We start from the raw sequence: 20,301 nt of genomic DNA, 5'->3' as shown, positions 1-20,301 counted from the left end.
CCCGCCAGCTGATGGCGCTAATGGGCTGAAAGGCCTTTTTTCGTCTGTTGCCCGCACAAAAAACAAACGCCCCGAACAAGTCGGGGCGTTTGTTGGGCTGGCCTTCAGTGTGTTTTCACACAGTCTGCGAAGGTGCCGTTTCTGTTTGCTACCGATAACGCTTAAGCGATCAGCCCGCCAGGCCCGATTGCTGAACCAGGCTCAGCAGCGGTTGTGGGTACAGGCCGAGGAAGAACGCCAGTACCGCGATGGCCAGCAGCATCACGCCGCCTGCACGTTGTTCCCAGTGCAGTTGCGCATCGTGGCGACGCAGGTTCGGTTCGATCAGGTACAGGGTGACCATCACACGCAGGTAGTAGAACACGCCGATGGCGCTGCCCAGTACCAGCGAGCCGACCAGCCACCACTGCCGGGATTCGACGCCGGTGGCGATGATGTAGAACTTGCCGATGAAGCCTGCGGTCAGCGGGATACCGGCCAGGGACAGCATCATCACGGTCAGTACGGCGGTCAGGTACGGACGGCGCCAGAAGAGGCCGCGGTATTCGTACAGGGCATCCGCGTCACGACCGTTGTACGGCGAGGACATCAGGGTGATCACGCCGAAGGCGCCAAGGCTGGTGATCACGTAGGTGACCAGGTACACGCCAATGGCTTCCACGGCCATGCCCTTGCTTGCCACCAGGGCAATCAGCAGGTAACCGAAGTGGGCGATGGACGAGTAACCCAGCAGACGCTTGAGGTTGCTCTGGGTCAGGGCCAGCAGGTTACCGAACAGGATCGACGCGATGGCGATGATGGTCAGTACGTTGCTCAGCACGCCGCTGCTTGCTGCTGGCGAGATCTGGAACAGACGCACCATCACGGCAAACACGGCAACCTTGGAAGCAGTCGCCAGGAACGCTGCGACCGGGGCCGGAGCACCTTCGTAAACGTCCGGGGTCCACAGGTGGAACGGTACCAGCGACAACTTGAACGCCAGACCGATCAGCATCATGCCCAGGCCCAGTTGCGCCAGCGAGCTTGGCAGACCGGTAGCCGCCAGCGCCTGACCGATGCCAACGAAGCTCAGGGAGCCGGAGTCAGCGTAGAGCAGGGCCATACCGAACAACAGGAACGCGGAACCGGCCGCCGACAGCACCATGTACTTGATGCCGGCTTCCAGCGAACGCTTGTTGAAGAAGGCGTAGGCCACCAGACCGTAGACCGGCACCGACAGCAGTTCCAGGCCGACGAACAAACCGGCCAGGTGCTGAGCGCTGACCAGGACCAGGCCACCGGCAGCGGCCATCAGGATCAGCAGGTACAGTTCTTCACGGTTGCCCGGGTATCCCGAACCGCCATCGCCGAGGTAGGCGTGGGCGAGGGTGACGCAGGCAAGGGTGGCGACCAGGATCAGCGCCATGTACAGGCAGGCAAAGGTGTCGATTTGCAGCAATGGCGTCACGGCCAGGGGCGCGACTTTCAGGGCTGGCAGGATCGACAACAGTGCCAGGTTCAGACCCGCCACGGAAATCAGGAAGGTCTGCGAGTGGTTGCGGCGCCAGGCGATCGCCAGCATCACCACGACAATGGTGAGGCTGGTAATCAACAGCGGCGCTAGCGCGATAAAGTGTTGAGTCGTGAATTCCATAGCGCTCTTACCGGGCCGAAGCGAGTTGAGTGAAGGCGGTGCCGAGCCACTGCTGCACGCCATGCATCGTAGCGGCAGAGGTATCGAGGAACGGTTGCGGGTAGACGCCGATGTAGATCAGCAGCGCTGCCAGACCGACCACCATGATCATTTCGCGACCGTCCATGCCATGCATCACGGCATCCGACTTGGCCGGGCCGAAGTAGGCACGGTGGATCATGATCAGCGAGTAGACCGAACCGAACACCAGGCCCGACGTCGCAATGACGGTGACCCATGGCGCGAACGGGAAGGTGCCGATCAGGATCAGGAACTCGCCGACGAAGTTACCGGTACCCGGCAGGCCCAGGGAGGCGGCGGCGAAGAACAGGCTGATGGCCGGCAGGTAAGCGATCTTCGACCAAAGGCCACCCATTTCACGCATGTCGCGGGTGTGGGTGCGCTCGTACAGCTGACCGCTGAGGATAAAGAGTGCCGCGGCCGATACACCGTGCGCCAGCATCTGCATCACCGCGCCCTGCAGCGCCAGTTGGCTGCCGGAGTAGATGCCGATCAGTACGAAGCCCATGTGGGAAACGGACGAGAAGGCGATCAGTCGCTTGATGTCGGTTTGCGCGAACGCCAGGAACGCACCGTAGAAGATCCCGATCAGACCCAGGGTCATGGCGATCGGTGCGAACTCGGCCGACGCATTCGGGAACAGCGGCAGGGCGAAACGCAGCAGGCCGTAGGCAGCGGTTTTCAGCAAGATACCCGCCAGGTCCACGGAACCTGCGGTCGGCGCCTGGGCGTGAGCGTCAGGCAACCAGGAGTGGAACGGTACGACTGGCAGCTTGACCGCGAAGGCGATGAAGAAGCCGAGCATCAGGATGTACTCGGTGGTCATCGACATCTTGGTTTTCAACAGGTCGGCGTAGTTGAAGGTAATCACGCCGGTGTTGTTGAAGTTGACCAGTACCAGGCCCAGGATCGCCACCAGCATGATCAGGCCGGAAGCCTGAGTGAAGATGAAGAACTTGGTCGCCGCGTAGATCCGGGTTTTCTTGCCGTCCGAAGAACTGTGACCCCAGAGCGCGATGAGGAAGTACATCGGCACCAGCATCATTTCCCAGAAGAAGAAGAACATGAACAGGTCGAGGGCCAGGAACACGCCGACGACACCGCCCAGGATCCACATCAGGTTCAGGTGGAAGAAGCCAACGTGGCGCTGGATCTCTTTCCACGAGCAGAGTACCGAGAGGACACCCAGCAGACCGGTCAGCAGGATCATCAACAGCGACAGGCCGTCCAGGGCCAGGTGCACGTTGATGCCGAAGCGCTCGATCCACAGGTGCTTGAACTCAAGCGACCAGGTCGGAGCGGCACCCGGTGCCGGAGCAAATGAATAGTCACCGTGGGCCCACAGCCAGAGGCCGAGCGCAAGCAACAGGGACATGGTGATCAGCGCAATCCAGCGGGGGAGGGTGGCGCCGAAGCGCTCACCCAGCCAGCACAGCAGGCCGCCGATGAAGGGGATCAGGATTAGCCAAGGCAGAATCATGACGGGCTCAATTCCTTTCGCAAGTTCGCAAGGTTCATATCAGACCGCTACCAGCACGACGGCGCCAATTACCAGCACGGCACCAGCAGCCATCGAGGCGGCATACCAACGCAGTTGACCGGTCTCGGTACGGCTCAGGGCGGTGTGACCGCCTTTGGCCATGCGCGGGATCAGACCGATGGTCTGGTCGAGCGGGTCTTTGCGCAGGATGTGGCTGATCGCCAGGTATGGCTTGACGAACAGTTTGTCGTAGATCCAGTCGAAGCCCCAGGCAGCGAACCACCAGGCCGACAGGAAACGGCCGATGCCGCTGTTGGCAATGGCGGTCACGAAGCGACGCTTGCCGAGGAACAGCAGCGCGGCCAGCAGGATACCGGCCAGGGCGATGGCGCCCGAAGCGATTTCCAGACTGTGCTTGGCTTCGCCACCGGCATGGCCGACGCTTTCCGGCAGCACGCCGTGCAGCGGTGGAACGATCATCGCGCCGACGAAAGTCGAAAGGACGATCAGCACCGACAGTGGCAGCCAGTGAGCAATGCCGTGACCGGCGTGGGCTTCGGTCTTCGCTTCACCGTGGAACGTGATGAAGATCAGGCGGAAGGTGTACAGCGAGGTCATGAATGCGCCGACCAGACCTGCGTAAAGCAGACCGTGGTTACCGCTGGCGAACGCTTCCCAGAGGATTTCGTCCTTGGAGTAGAAGCCCGCGGTCACCAGTGGCAGGGCCGCCAGGGCTGCGCCGCCAACGATGAAGCTGGCGTAGGCCAGAGGCAGTTTCTTCCACAGGCCACCCATCTTGAAGATGTTCTGCTCGTGGTGGCAGGCAACGATCACCGCACCGGAGGCAAGGAACAACAGGGCCTTGAAGAAGGCGTGGGTCATCAGGTGGAAGATCGCGCCATCCCAGGCACCGACGCCCAGGGCCAGGAACATGTAGCCGATCTGGCTCATGGTCGAGTAGGCGAGGATACGCTTGATGTCGGTCTGTACCAGTGCGGCGAAACCTGCAAGAACCAGGGTCACGCCACCGACGATGCCCACCAGGTGCAGGATTTCCGGCGCCAGGGTGAACAGGCCGTGAGTACGGGCGATCAGGTAGACACCGGCGGTCACCATGGTCGCGGCGTGGATCAGTGCCGAAACCGGAGTAGGACCGGCCATCGCGTCCGCCAGCCAGGTTTGCAGTGGCAGTTGCGCGGATTTACCGACAGCGCCGCCCAGCAGCATCAGGGTAGCCAGGACCATCCAGAGGTTGCCGGCCTGGAATTTCTGCGGTGCCAGCACCAGCAGTTCCTGGATGTTCAGCGTGCCCAGTTGAGCGAACAGGATGAACAGGCCGATGGCCATGAACACGTCACCGATACGGGTCACGATGAAGGCCTTGAGTGCCGCGTTACCGTTGTTGCGGTTGCTGTAGTAGAAACCGATCAACAGGTACGAGCACAGGCCCACGCCTTCCCAACCGAAGTACAGGAACAACAGGTTATCGCCCAGTACCAGGAACAGCATGCTGGCGATAAACAGGTTGGTGTAGGCGAAGAAGCGCGAGTAACCGTCTTCACCGCGCATGTACCAGGACGCGAACAGGTGGATCAGGAAACCGACACCCACCACCACGCCGAGCATGGTGATCGACAGGCCGTCGATGTACAGGGCGAAGTCAGGCTTGAAGCCTTCGACCGCCATCCACTTCCACAGCACCAGGGTGTAGTGACCACCCTCGGGCGGCGCGACGTTGAATTGCCAGATCACGTAGGCCGCGACCACGGCGGACAGGCCGACGGAGCCGACGCCGATCAGTGCCGAGAGGTTTTCCGAGAGGCGCCCGCGGGAGAACGACAGCAGGAGAAACCCGATCAGGGGGAATACGAAGGTCAGAAAGATCATGTTCATCCGCGCATCTCACTGGCAGCGTCGATATCGAGCGTGTGGAAGCGGCGATACAGTTGCAGCAGGATCGCCAGGCCGATACTGGCCTCGGCGGCTGCCAGGCTGATCACCAGGATGAACATGATCTGTCCATCCGGCTGCGCCCAGCGGCTACCGGCAACGATGAACGCCAGCGCGGAGGCATTCATCATGACCTCCAGGCTCATCAGCACGAAAAGGATGTTGCGGCGGACCATCAGGCCAACCAGACCGAGGCAGAACAGGATGCCGGCGACCGCCAGACCATGCTCCATGGGGATAGCAGGCATCGTCATTGCTCCTTGGCTTCGTTGCGGCCCAAGTGGAACGCCGTGACGGCTGCGGCGAGCAGCAGCATCGAGGCGAGTTCAACCACCAGCAGGTAAGGACCGAACAGGCTGATGCCCACGGCCTTGGCGTCTACGGTGGTGTGGCCGACGGCCTGACCGCTCTGGTGGGAGAACAGCACATACAGCAGTTCCACCAGCAGCAAGGCGGCGAGGGCGACAGGGCCGCCCCATATGCCGGGCTTGAGCCAGACGCGCTCTTGCTGAACCGAGGCCGGGCCCAGGTTCAGCATCATCACCACGAACACGAACAGCACCATGATGGCGCCAGCGTAGGCGATCACTTCCAGCACACCGGCAAACGGCGCGCCGAGGGCGAAGAACGTCATGGCCACGGCGATCAGCGAAATGATCAGGTAGAGCAGGGCGTGCACGGGGTTGGTGTTGGTGATCACGCGAAGCGTGGACACCACAGCGATACCCGATGCGAAATAGAAAGCGAATTCCATCTTTCTTCCTTAAGGCAGCAAGCTCTTCACGTTGATCGGTTCGGCTTCATTCTGCGCGGAGCCTTTCGGCTTACCGGCAATCGCCATACCTGCAACACGATAGAAGTTGTAATCAGGGTTTTTGCCGGGGCCGGAGATCAGCAGATCTTCTTTCTCGTAAACCAGGTCCTGACGTTTGAACTCGGCCATTTCGAAATCCGGCGTGAGCTGGATCGCGGTGGTCGGGCAGGCTTCCTCGCAGAGGCCGCAGAAAATGCAGCGCGAGAAGTTGATGCGGAAGAAGTCCGGGTACCAGCGACCGTCTTCGGTTTCAGCTTTCTGCAGCGAGATGCAACCGACCGGGCAAGCCACGGCGCACAGGTTGCAGGCTACACAACGCTCTTCGCCGTCGGGGTCGCGGGTCAGGACGATACGCCCACGGTAGCGCGGCGGCAGGTAGACCGGTTCTTCCGGGTACTGCAGGGTGTCGCGCTTGCGGAAGGCGTGGCCGAAAATCATCACCAGGCTGCGAAGCTGGGTGTAGAGGCCATGCACGATGTCAAATATGTACTTCATGATTCTCTATCCTCACTGAGCCGCGACGGCGGGCGTGTTGAGCAACACGATCGCAGCGGTCACCAGCATGTTGACGAGGGTCAGCGGCAGGCAGAACTTCCAGCTGAAATCCATCACTTGGTCATACCGTGGGCGCGGAATCGAAGCACGCAGCAGGATGAAGATCATGATGAAGAACGCGGTTTTCAGTGCGAACCAAATGAACGGGATCTGCGGCAGGATATCGAACGGACCGTACCAGCCACCGAAGAACAAGGTCACCAGCAGCGCCGAGATCAACACGATGCCGATGTACTCGCCGACGAAGAACATGCCCCATTTCATGCCGGCGTATTCAATGTGGTAACCGTCGGCCAGTTCCTGTTCCGCTTCCGGCTGGTCGAACGGGTGACGGTGAGTCACGGCCACGCCAGCGATGAAGAAGGTCAGGAAACCGAAGATCTGCGGAATGATGAACCACAGGTGCTGGGCCTGGTAATCAACGATGTCGCGCATGTTGAACGAGCCGACCTGGATCACGATGCCCATCAGCGACAGGCCCATGAACACTTCGTACGACACGGTTTGCGCCGAAGCCCGCAAGCTGCCCAGCAGGGCGAACTTGTTGTTGCTCGACCAGCCGGCGAACAGCACCGCGTAGACCGACAGACCGGCCATGGCGAAGAAGAACAGGATGCCGATGTTCAGGTCCGCCACGCCCCAGGTCGGGGTGATCGGGATGATCGCGAAGGCAATCAGCAGGGCGCTCATGGCCACGACCGGTGCCAGGGTGAAGATCATCTTGTCGGCGAACGGTGGCGTCCAGTCTTCCTTGAAGAACATCTTGATCATGTCGGCGGCGATCTGGAACGCGCCGAACGGACCCACGCGGTTCGGACCGTAACGATCCTGCCAGAGGGCGAGCAAACGACGCTCGACCCAGCTCAGCAGCGCGCCGCAGACCACCACGGCCAGCAGAATCACGACGGCCTTGAGGACCGCGATGATGATGTCGATCACTTCAGGAGTGAACAAGGTCATTGAGCTGCCTCCTGCAGACCGTCAACGGATTTGCCAAAGATCGCTGGCGGAATGCCGGCGATGCCCGCAGGCAATGCCACCAGGCCGGCGCCCAGTTCTTCATTGATGCGCAGTGGCAGACGCAGGGTCTGGCCAGCCACGTTGAAGCTCAGCATTGCGCCATCGTTGACACCCAGGCGATCGGCTTCGGACTTGGCCAGTGCGACGTAGGCCGCCGGGATGCGTTCCTGAACCGGAGCGGCTTTCGAAGAGGTTTCTTCGCTGCCGAACAGGTGGAAGAACGGCACAACCTGCCAGGTGCCCTGGGCCGGGTTGAACGTGCGCGGGACGTTGGCGAACCAGTTCAGCGAGTCACCGGTGCTTTCGATCAGGCGGGTGCCCGGGTCGCCAGCGCGGATGTGACCACCGACTTCGTCCTGGAACTTGTTCCAGGCTTGCGGCGAGTTCCAGCCCGGAGACCAGGCGAATGGCACTTGCTGACGAGGCTCGACCGAACCCGAGTAACCTTCCATCGAGAAGGCGAACGCGGTGTCCTTGTCCTGCGGAGTACGTGGCTCGTGCACGCTGATGTCGGCGCGCATGGCGGTACGGCCGGAGTAACGCAGCGGTTCGCGCGCCAGTTTCAGGCCCTTGATGCGGAACGCGGCGGACGGTGCAGCGTCGACGATGGCCGCCAGTTGCGGGGTGCTCGAGGCGACCGCAGCGGTGACGTGGTCCAGTTGCGTCCAGTCGATCGGCTGGTTCAACAGGGTCGAACGCAGGGCATGCAGCCAGCGCCAGCCTTCGTGAACCAGGATGCTGGCGTCCATGTATTGCGGGTCGAAAACCTGGAAGAAGCGCTGGGCACGGCCTTCCTGGCTGACCAGGGTACCGTCGCCTTCAGCGAAGCTGGCGGCTGGCAGGACCAGGTGCGCACGATCGCTGGTGGCGGTCTTCTGATGGTCAGCCACGATCACCACTTTCGCGGCGGTCAGGGCAGCGTCGACCTTGGCTTTGTCGGTACGGGTGTACAGGTCGTTTTCCAGCACGACGATGGCGTCGGCCTTGCCGTCGATCACCGCTTGCAGGGCTGCATCGACCGATTCGCCACCGAGCATGGCCAGGCCGAGGCTGTTGGCCTCTGGCACGATCAGGCTGATGGAGCCGTTCTTCTCGCGCAGCTTCAGGGCCTTGGCGATGTTCGCGGCGGCTTCGATCAGGGCTTTGGAGCCCAGGGAAGTACCGGCGATGATCAGCGGGCGCTTGGCGGCGAGCAGGGCGTCGGCGATGCGCTTGGCCAGTTCGAGGGCTTCGGCGTCCAGGCCTTCAACGGCAGGCGCGCTGGCGTCGAGGGCGTGAGCCACGGCAAAACCGATGCGAGCCAGGTCGTCCGGAGCGGCATGAACGCACTCTTCCGCCACGTCGTCGAGCTTGGTCTCAGCCAGGCTGGCGATGAACAGCGGGTTCAGCGCGTGCTGGCCGATGTTCTTCACTGCGGCGTCGAGCCAAGGCTGTACGCGCATGGCTTCGGCCATGTCTTCGGCCTTGCCCTTGACCGATTGGCGCAGGGCCAGGGCCATGCGTGCAGCGGTCTGGGTCAGGTCTTCGCCGAGGACGAACACGGCGTCGTGGTCCTCGATGTCGCGCATGTTCGGTACTGGCAGCGGGCTGTCTTTCAGCACTTGCAGGACCAGGCGGATGCGCTCCAGTTCGGAGGCTTCGATACCGGAGTAGAAGTGCTCGGCACCCACCAGTTCGCGCAACGCGTAGTTGCTTTCGAGGCTGGCGCGTGGCGAACCGATACCGACGATGTTGCGACCGCGCAGCAGGTCGGCGGCTTTATCCAGCGCTTCGTCCAGACCCAGCTTGGTGCCGTTGGCCAGCAATGGCTGACGCGGACGGTCTTCGCGGTTGACGTAGCCATAGCCGAAACGGCCACGGTCGCACAGGAAGTACTGGTTCACCGAGCCGTTGAAACGGTTTTCGATACGACGCAGTTCGCCGTAGCGCTCGCCCGGGGAGATGTTGCAACCGCTGGAGCAGCCATGGCAGATGCTCGGCGAGAACTGCATGTCCCACTTGCGGTTGTAGCGCTCGGAGTGAGTCTTGTCGGTGAACACACCGGTCGGGCAGACCTCGGTGAGGTTGCCGGAGAACTCGCTTTCCAGGGTGCCGTCTTCAACGCGACCGAAGTACACGTTGTCGTGGGCGCCGAACACGCCGAGGTCGGTGCCGCCAGCGTAGTCCTTGTAGTAGCGCACGCAGCGATAGCAAGCGATGCAGCGGTTCATTTCGTGGGAAATGAACGGGCCCAGTTGCTGGTTCTGGTGGGTACGCTTGGTGAAGCGGTAACGGCGCTCGTTGTGGCCGGTCATGACCGTCATGTCTTGCAAGTGGCAATGACCGCCTTCTTCACAGACCGGGCAGTCGTGAGGGTGGTTGGTCATCAGCCATTCGACAACACTGGCGCGGAAAGCATTGGATTCTTCATCTTCGATGGAGATCCAGGTGTTGTCGGTGGCAGGGGTCATGCAGGACATGACGATGCGACCACGGGTGTCGTTCTCGTCGGTGTACTGCTTGACCGCGCATTGGCGGCAAGCGCCAACGCTGCCCAAGGCAGGGTGCCAGCAGAAATAAGGGATATCGAGGCCTAGCGACAGACATGCCTGTAACAGGTTGTCTGCCCCATCGACTTCGAGCTCTTTGCCGTCTACGTGGATAGTGGCCATGGTTCAAAGTTCTTCGTTGGCCCGGTGTCAGCGGGCGTGGCTAATGGAATCTTGTTGTTCGTCCGAATCCAAACAGCCCTTGAAAGGCGTCATCGAACGAAAGACGAAGGGCACGGACCCTTCGCCTTTTTAAGCATTTATGCGCCGACTACGATCGGCCTTGCCAGAGGCGGGGCGGCGGCGCTGGTAGGCGCGATGCCGGCTTCGAACTCTGGGCGGAAGTATTTGATTGCGCTGCCCAACGGCTCCACGGCGCCCGGTGCGTGAGCACAGAAGGTCTTGCCCGGGCCGAGGAAACCGACCAGACCCAGCAGGGTCTCGATGTCGCCTGGCTGACCCTGGCCGTTCTCGATCGCCATCAGGAGCTTGACGCTCCAAGGCAAGCCATCGCGGCAAGGGGTGCAGAAACCGCAGGATTCGCGAGCGAAGAACTGCTCCATGTTGCGCAGCAGGGACACCATGTTGACGCTGTCGTCGACCGCCATGGCCAGGCCGGTACCCATACGGGTGCCCACCTTGGCGATGCCGCCGGCATACATTTGTGCGTCCAGGTGCTCTGGCAACAGGAAACCGGTACCGGCGCCGCCAGGCTGCCAGCACTTGAGCTTGTAACCGTCGCGCATGCCACCGGCGTAGTCTTCGAACAGCTCGCGCGCGGTCACGCCGAATGGCAGTTCCCACAGGCCAGGGTTCTTGACCTTGCCGGAGAAGCCCATGAGCTTGGTGCCCATGTCTTCGCTGCCTTCGCGGGCCAACGATTTATACCAGTCCACGCCGTCGGCAATGATCGCCGGCACGTTGCACAGGGTCTCGACGTTGTTCACGCAGGTCGGCTTGCCCCACACGCCAACGGCGGCCGGGAAGGGCGGCTTGGAGCGTGGGTTGGCGCGGCGGCCTTCGAGGGAGTTGATCAGTGCGGTTTCTTCACCGCAGATGTAACGCCCGGCACCGGTGTGCACGAACAGCTCGAAATCGAAGCCGCTGCCGAGGATGTTCTTGCCCAGCAGGCCTGCGGCCTTGGCTTCTTCCACGGCACGGTTGAGGTGCTTGGCGGCGGTGGTGTATTCGCCACGCAGGAAGATGTAGCCACGGTAGGTTTTCAGCGCGCGGGCACTGATCAGCATGCCTTCGATCAGCAGATGGGGCAGTTGCTCCATCAGCATGCGGTCTTTCCAGGTGTTGGGCTCCATTTCATCCGCGTTGCACAGCAGGTAGCGGATGTTGATGGATTCGTCTTTTGGCATCAGGCCCCACTTCACGCCAGTGGGGAAGCCTGCACCGCCACGACCCTTGAGGCCGGAGTCCTTCACGGTCTGGACGATGTCGTCCTGGGCCATGTCGGCGAAGGCCTTGCGGGCGGCGGCGTAACCGTTCTTGGCCTGGTATTCGTCGAGCCAGACGGCTTCGCCGTCATCACGCAGACGCCAGGTGAGCGGGTGAGTCTCGGCCGAACGCTTGATGCGGTTGGCCGGACCGAAGGAAGTCAGGGTCATACGTAGCCCTCGAGCAATTTGGCAACGCCTGCTGGCTGCACATCACCGAACGTGTCGTCGTCGATCATTAACGCCGGCGCCTTGTCGCAGTTGCCGAGGCAGCAGACCGGCAGCAGGGTGAAACGACCGTCGGCGGTGGTTTGACCCAGGCCGATGCCGAGCTTGCTCTGGATTTCGCTGACCACGGACTCGTGGCCGCCGATGTAGCAGACCATGCTGTCGCAGACGCGAATGATGTGACGGCCAACCGGTTGACGGAAGATCTGGCTGTAGAACGTCGCCACGCCTTCAACGTCGCTGGCCGGAATGCCGAGGATCTCGCCAATGGCGTACAGGGCGCCATCCGGCACCCAGCCACGTTCCTTCTGGACGATCTTCAGGGCTTCGATCGACGCCGCGCGCGGGTCTTCGTAGTGATGCAACTCGTGCTCGATGGCCGAGCGCTCGGTTTCGCTCAGGGCGAAACGGTCTGTCTGGATAAGCGTGCTGTTCATGCTTAGCGGTCCACGTCGGCCATAACGAAATCGATACTACCCAGGTACGCAATCAAGTCCGCGACCATGCTGCCTTTGATCACCGAAGGGATCTGCTGCAGGTGCGGGAAGCTTGGGGTGCGAATCCGGGTGCGGTAGCTCATGGTGCCGCCATCGCTCGTCAGGTAATAACTGTTGATGCCCTTGGTCGCTTCGATCATCTGGAAGGATTCGTTGGCCGGCATGACCGGGCCCCACGAAACTTGCAGGAAGTGCGTGATCAGGGTCTCGATGTGCTGCAGGGTGCGCTCTTTCGGTGGCGGCGTGGTCAGCGGGTGATCCGCCTTGTACGGGCCTTCCGGCATGTTGCGCAGGCACTGGTCGATGATCTTGATGCTCTGGCGCATCTCCTCGACGCGCACGATGCAGCGGTCGTAGGCATCGCCATTGGCCGCCAGCGGCACTTCGAATTCGAAGTTCTCGTAGCCCGAGTACGGACGCGCCTTGCGCAGGTCGAAGTTGCAACCGGTCGAACGCAGGCCGGCACCGGTGACGCCCCATTCCAGGGCTTCCTTGGTGTTGTAGGCCGCGACGCCGATGGTACGGCCGCGCAGGATGCTGTTGTCGAGGGCGGCTTTCTGGTATTCGTCCAGACGCTTTGGCATCCACTCGACGAAATCCTTGACCAGTTTCTCCCAGCCGCGCGGCAGGTCATGGGCGACACCACCGATGCGGTACCAGGCCGGGTGCAGACGGAAACCGGTAATGGCTTCGATCACCGTGTACGCCTTCTGGCGGTCGGTGAAGGTGAAGAACACCGGGGTCATGGCGCCAACGTCCTGGATGTAGGTACCCAGGAACAGCAGGTGGCTGGTGATCCGGAAGAACTCGGCCATCATGATGCGGATGACGTCGACCTTCTCAGGCACCTTGATGCCGGCCAGCTTCTCGACGGAGAGCACGTACGGCAGGTTGTTCATCACGCCGCCGAGGTAGTCAATACGGTCGGTGTACGGAATGAAGCTGTGCCAGGACTGACGCTCGGCCATCTTCTCGGCGCCACGGTGGTGGTAACCGATGTCCGGTACGCAGTCGACGATCTCTTCGCCGTCCAGCTGCAGGATGATGCGGAACGCACCGTGCGCCGAAGGGTGGTTCGGACCGAGGTTGAGGAACATGTAGTCCTCGTTCGGGCCGGAGCGCTTCATGCCCCAGTCTTCCGGCTTGAAGCGCGCGGACTCTTCCTCGAGTTGCTGCTTGGCCAGGTTCAGGGTGAACGGGTCGAACTCGGTGGCGCGCGCAGGGAAGTCCTTGCGCAGCGGGTGACCTTCCCAGGTCGGCGGCATCATGATGCGCGACAGGTGAGGGTGGCCTTTGAAGTCGATGCCGTACATGTCCCAGACTTCACGCTCGTACCAGTTGGCGTTCGGCCAGATGCTGGTGACGGTTGGCAGGCTGAGGTCGCTCTCGGACAAGGCGACCTTGATCATTACGTCACTATTACGTTCGATCGACATCAAGTGATAGAACACAGAGAAGTCGGCGCCGCTTGGCAGTCCTTGACGCTTGGTGCGCAGACGCTCGTCCACGCCGTGCAGGTCATAGAGCATGACGTACGGCTTGGGCAGGTTGCGCAGGAATGTCAGGACTTCGACGAGTTTGGCACGGGCAACCCAAAGCACCGGCATGCCGGTGCGGGTAGGCTGGGCGGTGAACGCCTCGGGGCCAAAACGGTTGTTCAGTTCGACGACCACATCCTGGTCGTCTGCCTTATAAGGCGGGATGTACAGAGCACTGCCTGTAGTCATGGTTATTTATCGCTTTCGGTCAACGTAAAGAATGAAGCCAGCTTCTCGTTTCTTTGAAACAGCAGATCTGGATCAGACTTCGTCGGGGCTGCGCAGGTTGGTTACCTGAATACGCTGTTCGCGGCGCTTTTCCTTCTCGGAAGGCATCTCGGCGCGATAAACGCCTTGATCACCTACGACCCAGGAAAGTGGGCGACGCTCCTGGCCAATCGACTCCTGCAACAGCATCAAGCCTTGCAGGAAAGCTTCAGGGCGGGGCGGGCAGCCAGGCACGTAGACGTCCACGGGCAGGAACTTGTCCACCCCTTGAACGACAGAGTAGATGTCGTACATGCCACCGGAGTTGGCGCACGAACCCATGGAGATGACCCATTTTGGTTCGAGCATTTGCTCGTAGAGACGCTGAATGATCGGCGCCATCTTGATGAAGCAGGTACCGGCGATAACCATGAAGTCCGCCTGACGCGGTGATGCCCGGATAACTTCGGCGCCAAAGCGCGCGATGTCGTGGGGCGCCGTGAAGGCGGTGGTCATTTCCACGTAGCAGCACGAAAGACCGAAGTTATACGGCCACAGGGAGTTCTTGCGCCCCCAGTTGATCGTGCCGTTAAGCACGTCTTCGAGCTTGCCCATGAAAATGTTTTTGTGGACTTGATCTTCTAACGGATCGGAAACGGTTTCCCGTTCGCCAATCGGGTACTGCTCGTTAGGAGCATCGGGGTCGATCCTGGTGAGATTGTATTGCATTGCCAAAGCCTCATTGTTTCAGCTTCGCTTGCCGCTTGCGCCGAGCTTCCGGAGCCCAGTCAAGGGCGCCCACTCGGAATAGGTAGACAAGACCTGCCAACAGAATTGCTATGAAAACGAGAGCTTCGACGAATCCGGTCCAGCCGCTTTCGCGGACGGACACAGACCATGCAAAGAGAAAGAGGGCTTCGATATCGAAGATCACGAACAACATCGCGACCAGATAGAATTTGGCTGAGAGCCGCAAGCGGGCGCCACCTGTAGGTAGCATGCCGGACTCGAACGGTTCGTTTTTGCTGCGGCCCCAGGCTTTTGACCCAAGGAGGCTGGAGACGCCGAGCATGAAGGCACAGAGGCCGACTACGCCCAGAAGGAAAATGGCAAAGCCCCAGTTGTGGGCCATGAGTCCTGTCGCTTCGGGCATGCTGGTAATCCTTAACAGAGAGCAAAGGTCTCTGAGCTTGAAAAGAAACAAAGCAGTGACGATATGTCGCAGCAATCAATCCCGCTGATTTTATGGCTAAACACCCGGCAAGTAAAATTCCTATAGCGAAATTATTTATAGGAATAAGGACATAGCGAGCGACAAAAGCGCCGTGGCCCTTGTGTTGCGGGCATTAGCCGGTTTTTCGTCAACAATGTTTTGTAGGGAATGTAACGAACATAGCTAGGCCTAAATGATAATCAATATTGTTTGAGTTGGTTTTTATTCTGTTTAACGGGCTGGTGTTCGTGAAGTTGTCTTATATGCGCGTTACTGCAAGTAGCGGCGGTGATCTTTTTAGCGGATTTTTCCGATGCTGATGCCGCTCTGGATCAGTATTTTTCCAGATCGCCACCAACCCCTGCAGGAGCGAGCTTGCTCGCGATGGTGGTCAACGATGACGCTGGGGGCCTGACACCCCGCGGGGTCCTCAGGGGCATCGTGAGCAAGCTCGCTCCTGCAGAGGGGGCGTTCATTGAAACGCAGGCAAAAAAAACGCCCCGAACCAGTCGGGGCGTCAGAGGTGCAGCGCTGCGGTTAGCTTTCTATTCGTCCGCAGCGGCCGTTATTTCAGGTGAAGCAGATCAGTGGAACTGTTCTTCTTCAGTCGAACCGGTCAGCGCGGTTACCGAAGACGAGCCACCCTGGATCACGGTGGTCATGTCGTCGAAGTAGCCGGTGCCCACTTCCTGCTGGTGAGCCACGAAGGTGTAGCCCTTGGCGGCGTCAGAGAATTCCTGCTCTTGCAGTTTCACGTAGGCGGTCATGTCGTTGCGGGCGTAGTCGTGCGCCAGGTTGAACATGCTGTGCCACATGTTGTGAATGCCGGCCAGGGTGATGAACTGGTGCTTGTAACCCATGGCGGACAGTTCGCGCTGGAACTTGGCGATGGTCGCGTCGTCCAGGTTTTTCTTCCAGTTGAAGGAAGGCGAGCAGTTGTACGACAGCAGTTGGTCCGGGTATTCCTTCTTGATCGCTTCAGCGAAGCGACGAGCCTCTTCCAGATCCGGCTTGGCGGTTTCGCACCAGATCAGGTCGGCGTACGGCGCGTAGGCCAGGCCGCGAGCGATGGCCTGGTCGAGACCGGCGCGAACTTTGTAGAAGCCTTCCTGGGTACGTTCGCCAGTGACGAATGGCTGGTCGTATGGATCGCAATCGGAAGTCAGCAGGTCAGCAGCGTTAGCGTCGGTACGAGCCAGGATGATGGTCGGAGTACCGGCAACGTCAGCCGCCAGACGAGCAGCGGTCAGCTTCTGTACGGCTTCCTGGGTAGGAACCAGAACCTTGCCGCCCATGTGGCCGCACTTCTTCACGGAAGCCAGCTGGTCTTCGAAGTGAACGCCGGCGGCGCCTGCTTCGATCATGCTCTTCATCAGTTCGTAAGCGTTCAGTACGCCGCCGAAACCGGCTTCGGCGTCTGCCACGATTGGTGCGAAGTAGTCGATGTAGCCGTCATCGCCCGGGTTCTTGCCGGCTTTCCACTGGATCTGGTCGGCACGACGGAACGAGTTGTTGATGCGCTTGACCACGGTTGGAACCGAGTCCACCGGGTACAGCGACTGGTCTGGGTACATGGATTCGGCGGAGTTGTTGTCCGCGGCTACTTGCCAGCCCGACAGGTAGATTGCCTGGATGCCGGCTTTCACTTGTTGTACAGCCTGGCCGCCGGTCAGGGCGCCCATGCAGTTGACGAAATCTTTCTCAGGACGGAAGGCTGGCTTGGCACCCTGGGTAACCAGGTTCCACAGCTTCTCGGCGCCCATTTTTGCAAAGGTGTGCTCAGGTTGAACCGAGCCACGCAGACGGACGACGTCAGCAGCGGAGTAAGTGCGTGTCACGCCTTTCCAGCGCGGGTTTTCAGCCCAGTCTTTTTCGAGGGCTGCAATTTGCTGTTCGCGTGTCAGTGCCATGGGAGATAAACCTCGTCGCGTCTTTATGGAAAGTTGTTCTGCGGTGGAAAATTCCTGCGCTCGCTGACCAGAAGCTTAAGCGGTCAAGCCGGGTTCGGCGGGGGTGGCGACGGGATGAACGATGGGCTCGAGGGGAAGTGAGCAGGTAAGGGCGATACTGGCGGGCGCATTCGGGCGTCGTGGGCCTTGGTGCGAACTTCAGTGTGATGCCGGGTTTACCTAAATACGCTTCCGTCCCTCGGGACAACTTCGTTCCAGTCGGCAACCTCGTCAAACACACCTTGTGGGCGGTACAGACACGAAGCGGTTCGCGGGATAGGTGCGAACATCGCCTCGAAGGCCCTTGCCAGGGCCCCTGATTAGCGGGAGCGAGGCCATCATGCCTTCGCTTTTTTGGCTCGTCAAACATTTTGTAGTGCTTTTTTTCAAGCACTACATCTTTGGTCTAATACGACTTGTCAGTCAGTTTTTGGTGACTTAGTCCAAAGTATCGACTTTCACCCGCAACGTCATGTCGTCCCGGCCCTGTGTCGAGTAGCTGCGGCTGAGGCCCTGTTTGTCGGCCTGTGTCTGGCTGTTGACCCCGGCCAGCAGGATCCATTCGCCCAGTCGCCCGGTGACGGTTGTGTCGGTGCTTTGTACGTTCACTACATCGGGACGTTCCTGGCTCATGCGGTCACGATTGGTACTGATCGACAGGTGAACGATGTCGCCGGTGACAGTCGCCGTGACGTAAAAGCCCTGGGTGACGTTGCGGTATTCGGTCTGACTGCGCAAAACGCCATAGGCGTCGGTCTGGGTGCTGGTCAGCGGTACGCTCTGGCCTACCTGGATCAGTGCTGGCGCACCTTCGCTGGCCTGGACCTGCTGAATGCCACCGTCACGGCTGGTTGTGCTGCGGTTGATGATGCGGGTCTGGCTCGGCTTGGCGCCATTGACCGAATAGCCCTGGTCGCCTTGGAAATTGTTTTCGTTGGTATCGACAGTGATCAGCAGGCGTTTCGGGGCGGTATCGAGTTGGCTTAAGAGCACCTTAAGTTCGTCGATTTTGCGCTGATCGGCGTTGACTATGAGCTGATTTTCGTAGGCGCTGACCTGGCCTTCCTTGCCGATGAAATCTCGTGCGACCGGCAACAGATCGGAGCTGGTGTGGTAGTTCAATGGCACGATTTCGGTCGCAGCCATGACCGAAAAACTGCAGGTCACCAGCAGCGCGGTGAGCAGGGTGCGTAGGGACATTTCCGTTATCTCCGACATTGTGATTTGTGCAGGAACGAGCTTGCTCGCAATGAGCTTCGGAACGCCACGTTTATCCAATGAAAACGCGTCATCGTTGACGACCATCGCGAGCAAGCTCGCTCCTGCAGATGTTGATAGTGCCAGTTTGTCGGCCCGCAGTGGGGCAAGTTGAATCCTGGGCAGCAAAACGCCCCGGCATCCGAAAATGGCGGGGCGTTCTGTGCTGTTCTTTCGTGCTTCTTCGCGAGCCGGCTCGCTCCCACAAGGTCTTGCTCAAGCATTGTGGGAGCGAGCCTGCTCGCGATGGGCGCGACTGGGTATCAAGCCGAATGGCGAACCATATCGACATGCGGAATCCCTGCTTCCAGGAACTCCTCGCTGACGACGCTGAAACCCAGGCGCTCGTAGAACGCGGTGGCTTGCACTTGGGCACTCAACTTCTGGTGTTTCAGTCCGCGCTTCTCGGCTTCGCAGATTACCGCTTGCATCAGCGCATCACCGACTTTCAGACCGCGCCAATCCTTGAGTACCGACACTCGGCCAACGTGACCGTCGGGCAGCAGGCGCGCTGTACCGATCGGAAAATCGCCTTCGAGCGCGAGAAAGTGCACCGCGCCCTGATCGTCGGCATCCCATTCCAGTTCAGGCGGAACGGACTGCTCGGCGACGAACACCGCTTCACGAATGCGCCGGATCTCGGCGTTGTCCTTTTGCCAGTCTGCGACACGTACGTGAATCTTATTCATCGGCGAACCCCAGGCTACCTTGCTTGACCAGTTCACACAGCAGACCGCGGCCGTCTTCGTCGCTCAGCCAGTCACCCAGGTTGTCCGCGTGCAAGGCATCGGCGGCGCAGATCATTTTCAGCAGCTCGCGCAGTTTGCCCGGCAGATAACGGCTTTGGCCGCTGGCAAACAGCAGCAGATCGTCATCGACTTCCGACCAGGCCAGGCGTGCGCTCGGGTTGCGGATCAGCACGGCGCCTTGCTCCAGGGCGCCGAGAACGTCTTCTTCTTCGACGTCTTCAGGGCCGACGACCAGTTCCGGATAGCGCGGCTCGGTCATGAACTGGCCGAACCAGGTCAGCAGCAGGCGCTCGTCGCTCATGTGCTCGGCCAGCAGGCTTTTCAGGCGGTCGAGCGCGTCTTGCTGGATCTGGTGGGGGTCGACCGCAGGCAGGGCGTCGGCGTCTGTATAGCGCTCTTCGTCCGGCAGGAACTGGCTGAGGAAGTCGGTGAAGTGGGTCAGCACTTCAGAGGCGCTTGGCGCGCGGAAACCCACGGAGTAGGTCATGCAGTCATCGACGGCTACGCCGCAGTGGGCCAGGCGCGGCGGCAGGTAGAGCATGTCGCCCGGTTCCAGTACCCACTCATCGGTGGCTTCGAAATCAGCGAGGATGCGCAAGTCCGCATGTTGCAGTAGCGGGCTTTCGGAGTCGCACATCTGGCCGATTTTCCAGTTGCGCTTGCCGTGGCCTTGAAGCAGGAACACGTCGTAGTTGTCGAAGTGCGGGCCCACGCTGCCACCTGGCGCGGCGAAGCTGATCATCACGTCGTCGATGCGCCAGCTCGGCAGGAAGCGGAAATGTTCGAGCAGCTCGCTGACTTCCGGCACGAACTGGTCAACGGCTTGAACCAGCAGGGTCCATTCGCGTTCCGGGAGTTTGCTGAATTCGTCTTCGGCAAACGGGCCACGGCGCAATTCCCATGGACGCTCGCCGTGCTCGATGATCAGGCGCGATTCGATTTCTTCTTCCAGTGCCAGGCCGGCCAGTTCGTCGGGATCGATCGGGCTTTCGAAATCAGGAATCGCCTGACGAATCAGCAGCGGTTTCTTTTGCCAGTAGTCGCGCAGGAACTCCCGTGCCGTGATGCCGCCCAGAAGTTGAAGAGGAATGTCAGGATTCATGTGTAACCTATTGAAAAAATGCGCTTTTCATACGGGAATGAAAACGCCCGGCGCTGCCGGGCGTCTCAAAGGGTCA

General features: G+C 60.4%; 17 protein-coding genes. All 17 read right to left on the bottom strand.

The window, feature by feature from the left end:
• Positions 1-169 precede the first annotated feature (169 nt).
• The 17 genes from nuoN to F7R06_RS29550 all read right to left on the bottom strand — a co-directional run bounded on the left by nuoN (position 170) and on the right by F7R06_RS29550 (position 20,225).
• A complete protein-coding gene (nuoN, locus tag F7R06_RS29635; RefSeq protein WP_090323516.1) occupies positions 170-1,633 on the bottom strand; it encodes an NADH-quinone oxidoreductase subunit NuoN in 1,464 nt (487 codons plus the stop codon).
• Positions 1,634-1,640: 7 nt separating this feature from the next.
• A complete protein-coding gene (nuoM, locus tag F7R06_RS29630) occupies positions 1,641-3,173 on the bottom strand; it encodes an NADH-quinone oxidoreductase subunit M (protein ID WP_090323515.1) in 1,533 nt (510 codons plus the stop codon).
• A gap of 39 nt (positions 3,174-3,212) precedes the next feature.
• Positions 3,213-5,066, bottom strand: coding sequence for an NADH-quinone oxidoreductase subunit L (gene nuoL / locus F7R06_RS29625; RefSeq protein WP_090323514.1), 1,854 nt, complete (start codon positions 5,064-5,066; stop codon positions 3,213-3,215).
• Positions 5,063-5,371: an NADH-quinone oxidoreductase subunit NuoK gene (gene nuoK / locus F7R06_RS29620; protein ID WP_007946416.1), complete on the bottom strand. Its 309-nt coding sequence runs from the start codon at positions 5,369-5,371 to the stop codon at positions 5,063-5,065. The genes nuoL and nuoK overlap by 4 nt, the downstream gene beginning before the upstream one ends.
• A 2-nt stretch (positions 5,372-5,373) precedes the next feature.
• A complete protein-coding gene (gene nuoJ, locus F7R06_RS29615) occupies positions 5,374-5,877 on the bottom strand; it encodes an NADH-quinone oxidoreductase subunit J (RefSeq protein ID WP_085718312.1) in 504 nt (167 codons plus the stop codon).
• 9 nt (positions 5,878-5,886) lie between these two features.
• Positions 5,887-6,432 (bottom strand): NADH-quinone oxidoreductase subunit NuoI, encoded by a 546-nt coding sequence (gene nuoI, locus F7R06_RS29610; protein ID WP_178132024.1) that lies wholly within the window; start codon positions 6,430-6,432, stop codon positions 5,887-5,889.
• A 12-nt stretch (positions 6,433-6,444) separates the two neighbouring features.
• Entirely contained in the window at positions 6,445-7,452 is a 1,008-nt protein-coding gene (gene nuoH / locus F7R06_RS29605) for an NADH-quinone oxidoreductase subunit NuoH (RefSeq protein ID WP_090323512.1), read from the bottom strand.
• Positions 7,449-10,163, bottom strand: a complete 2,715-nt coding sequence (gene nuoG / locus F7R06_RS29600; protein WP_090323510.1) for an NADH-quinone oxidoreductase subunit NuoG — start codon at positions 10,161-10,163, stop codon at positions 7,449-7,451. The genes nuoH and nuoG overlap by 4 nt, the downstream gene beginning before the upstream one ends.
• A gap of 137 nt (positions 10,164-10,300) precedes the next feature.
• Positions 10,301-11,656, bottom strand: coding sequence for an NADH-quinone oxidoreductase subunit NuoF (nuoF, locus tag F7R06_RS29595; protein ID WP_090323509.1), 1,356 nt, complete (start codon positions 11,654-11,656; stop codon positions 10,301-10,303).
• A complete protein-coding gene (nuoE, locus tag F7R06_RS29590; protein WP_007970445.1) occupies positions 11,653-12,150 on the bottom strand; it encodes an NADH-quinone oxidoreductase subunit NuoE in 498 nt (165 codons plus the stop codon). Before nuoE ends, nuoF begins: the two co-directional genes overlap by 4 nt.
• 2 nt (positions 12,151-12,152) lie before the next feature.
• Entirely contained in the window at positions 12,153-13,937 is a 1,785-nt protein-coding gene (nuoC, locus tag F7R06_RS29585; protein WP_090323507.1) for an NADH-quinone oxidoreductase subunit C/D, read from the bottom strand.
• 72 nt (positions 13,938-14,009) lie between these two features.
• Positions 14,010-14,684 (bottom strand): NuoB/complex I 20 kDa subunit family protein, encoded by a 675-nt coding sequence (locus tag F7R06_RS29580; protein WP_047527662.1) that lies wholly within the window; start codon positions 14,682-14,684, stop codon positions 14,010-14,012.
• Between the two features lie 10 nt (positions 14,685-14,694).
• Complete coding sequence (locus F7R06_RS29575) at positions 14,695-15,108, bottom strand: NADH-quinone oxidoreductase subunit A (RefSeq protein WP_003223812.1); 414 nt, start codon at positions 15,106-15,108, stop codon at positions 14,695-14,697.
• 644 nt (positions 15,109-15,752) lie between these two features.
• Entirely contained in the window at positions 15,753-17,078 is a 1,326-nt protein-coding gene (gene aceA, locus F7R06_RS29565) for an isocitrate lyase (RefSeq protein ID WP_090323504.1), read from the bottom strand.
• A 477-nt stretch (positions 17,079-17,555) separates the two neighbouring features.
• Positions 17,556-18,317, bottom strand: a complete 762-nt coding sequence (locus F7R06_RS29560; RefSeq protein WP_090327437.1) for a secretin N-terminal domain-containing protein — start codon at positions 18,315-18,317, stop codon at positions 17,556-17,558.
• 320 nt (positions 18,318-18,637) lie between these two features.
• A complete protein-coding gene (locus F7R06_RS29555; protein ID WP_090323502.1) occupies positions 18,638-19,063 on the bottom strand; it encodes a GNAT family N-acetyltransferase in 426 nt (141 codons plus the stop codon).
• Complete coding sequence (locus F7R06_RS29550) at positions 19,056-20,225, bottom strand: ribosomal protein uL16 3-hydroxylase (RefSeq protein ID WP_090323501.1); 1,170 nt, start codon at positions 20,223-20,225, stop codon at positions 19,056-19,058. The genes F7R06_RS29555 and F7R06_RS29550 overlap by 8 nt, the downstream gene beginning before the upstream one ends.
• Positions 20,226-20,301 lie beyond the last annotated feature (76 nt).

This window comes from Pseudomonas moorei, from assembly GCF_008801475.1.
Lineage (GTDB): Bacteria > Pseudomonadota > Gammaproteobacteria > Pseudomonadales > Pseudomonadaceae > Aquipseudomonas > Aquipseudomonas moorei.
The sequence above is the reverse complement of the archived record's forward strand: the minus strand, read 5'-3'. Positions and strand labels throughout refer to the sequence as shown.